Here is a 1,668-nt window from a genome sequence, read left to right as displayed (position 1 = left end):
TGAACAGCAACCCGGCCCGCCGAGGTGAAGTCGGCGGGCCGTGCACCAACCATCCCACGAACGGAGCCCCCGATGGCCAGCATCCGCACCGACCGACCGCCCACCCGCGAGCAGCTCCTCGTCCTCGCCGACCGCGCCGAACGCGGCCAGCTGACCGCGGCAGAGACGGCCCGACTCCGGGCCGGCATCAGCGCCGTGTTCGCCAGCCAGCGGATCGTCGGCGACCGGACCCGCCTCGCAAGCCGTGCACGACGCGAAGCTGCCGACCGCATCGCCGCCGTCACCCGCCTTACCGCTGCCGCCCGCAGGCGAGGCATCCGCAGCATTCCCGTCCGGGACCTGGAGATGGCCATCGGGGCCGCTGTACGCCCGTCTGGCGCGACGGGAGCCCGTGAAGGCCGCCGGGTAGCTCAGAGCGCCTGAGAGGCCCGCAGAGGGCCGCACGACGATCCGCCGCCCCAACCGACCCCCTGACCCGACCCGCGCACAAGGAGAAACCCACATGCCCGAGTACCCGCCGCCGGACGACCGCCTCAAGCACCTCCTCGCTCAGGAGATCAACCTCAGCGTCGACACGTGGAAGCTCGCCTTCTGGATCGCCGACGGCATCGTCAAGAACCCGGAGATCCGTGCCGAGCTGGACCGCATCGCCGCCGCCCACCATGCCGGGCAGCACTGCGGGGACCGGCACTGCGCACGCTGCTTCGCCGTGGCACTGACCGACGGCGAGACCGTGGCCGCTGCCGCCAAGTGCGTGAGCTACGTCGGCGACCACATCCGCTGTGACCGCTGCACGCGGCCGCTGGAAGCGCACTCCGCCTGACCCCGCCTACCGGTCGTCCTCCTGGGGCGGCCGGCCCGGACACCACCCACACCACCGGAAGGACCCGACCGTGCACAGCAACGACGACCACGTCCACGAGGTCTGGATCATGACCTGCGGCACTGACGAACTCACCATCGAACTGTGGACCGACCTTGAGTCCATCCACGTCCACGGCGGCGACGGCGAGGCGTACAGCGGCAGCCGCACGGAGATCGTCGACAGCCTGGTCGCGAAGTACGAGCAGGCCGGCTGGACGCTGACCGCGAACCACGAGGTCGCCTGATGGCCGAGCCCTTCGTCCCCGTTGAGCCTGCGCCCGACGAATGCCCCGAGTGCGGCACCAAGGCCTTCGAGCTCGAACACCCCACCGCCGAACGCCCCTTCCCCGCCTGGATGTGCACCGGCTGCCGCTGGGGCACCGCCGCCTACTGACCGCTCCGCCGCCGCTTCGACCCGACTCCCGCCTAGCCCCGCCCACACCACTGGAAGGAACCGCCCTCATGAACCGCTTCGAGTACACCGACCCCGACGGAGACCGTCTCCGTGTCGAGCCCTTCCCCGGGCGCCCGGCAGTCCTGTTGATCCTCGGCACCGACGGGGAGGACGACACCGCGAGCCTGCGTGTCCCTCTGGACCGGGCCGAGGAGGCCGCCTCCGGGATCCGGGACATGGCCCGCCAGGCCGGAGGAGCCGCGCCCGCACCTCGCCGCCGGCTGACCGAGCTGGAGCACACCGCCGCCTGGCACGCCATCGAAGGCACCGCCGCCGAGGAAGGCGCCGACCCCGACACCGTGCTGAACGCCGTCCTCCGCGCGCTCAACATCGACCCGCCCGCCTGATCA

The 1,668-nt window shown here is 71.8% G+C and carries 5 protein-coding genes; all 5 read left to right on the top strand.

Features of this window, described 5'->3' with window-relative positions; all coding sequences use genetic code 11:
* The first annotated feature begins 72 nt into the window (after positions 1 to 72).
* The 5 genes from ABD191_RS28660 to ABD191_RS28640 all read left to right on the top strand — a co-directional run bounded on the left by ABD191_RS28660 (position 73) and on the right by ABD191_RS28640 (position 1,665).
* The gene (locus tag ABD191_RS28660; protein ID WP_030901121.1) at positions 73 to 423 is read left to right on the top strand and encodes a hypothetical protein; all 351 of its coding nucleotides are present in this window, start codon (positions 73 to 75) and stop codon (positions 421 to 423) included.
* A 79-nt stretch (positions 424 to 502) separates the two neighbouring features.
* On the top strand, positions 503 to 823 hold the full coding sequence (locus ABD191_RS28655; RefSeq protein WP_030901119.1) for a hypothetical protein: 321 nt from the start codon (positions 503 to 505) through the stop codon (positions 821 to 823).
* A 70-nt stretch (positions 824 to 893) separates the two neighbouring features.
* On the top strand, positions 894 to 1,109 hold the full coding sequence (locus tag ABD191_RS28650; protein ID WP_030901116.1) for a hypothetical protein: 216 nt from the start codon (positions 894 to 896) through the stop codon (positions 1,107 to 1,109).
* The gene (locus tag ABD191_RS28645; protein WP_157854933.1) at positions 1,109 to 1,258 is read left to right on the top strand and encodes a hypothetical protein; all 150 of its coding nucleotides are present in this window, start codon (positions 1,109 to 1,111) and stop codon (positions 1,256 to 1,258) included. Before ABD191_RS28650 ends, ABD191_RS28645 begins: the two co-directional genes overlap by 1 nt.
* 68 nt (positions 1,259 to 1,326) lie before the next feature.
* Complete coding sequence (locus ABD191_RS28640; protein ID WP_344089004.1) at positions 1,327 to 1,665, top strand: hypothetical protein; 339 nt, start codon at positions 1,327 to 1,329, stop codon at positions 1,663 to 1,665.
* Positions 1,666 to 1,668 lie beyond the last annotated feature (3 nt).

Origin of the sequence: Luedemannella helvata (assembly GCF_039528415.1) — a bacterium.
GTDB classification, from domain to species: domain Bacteria; phylum Actinomycetota; class Actinomycetes; order Mycobacteriales; family Micromonosporaceae; genus Luedemannella; species Luedemannella helvata.
Note: the sequence above shows the minus strand (reverse complement) of the source record. Positions and strands in the feature narration are given on the sequence as shown.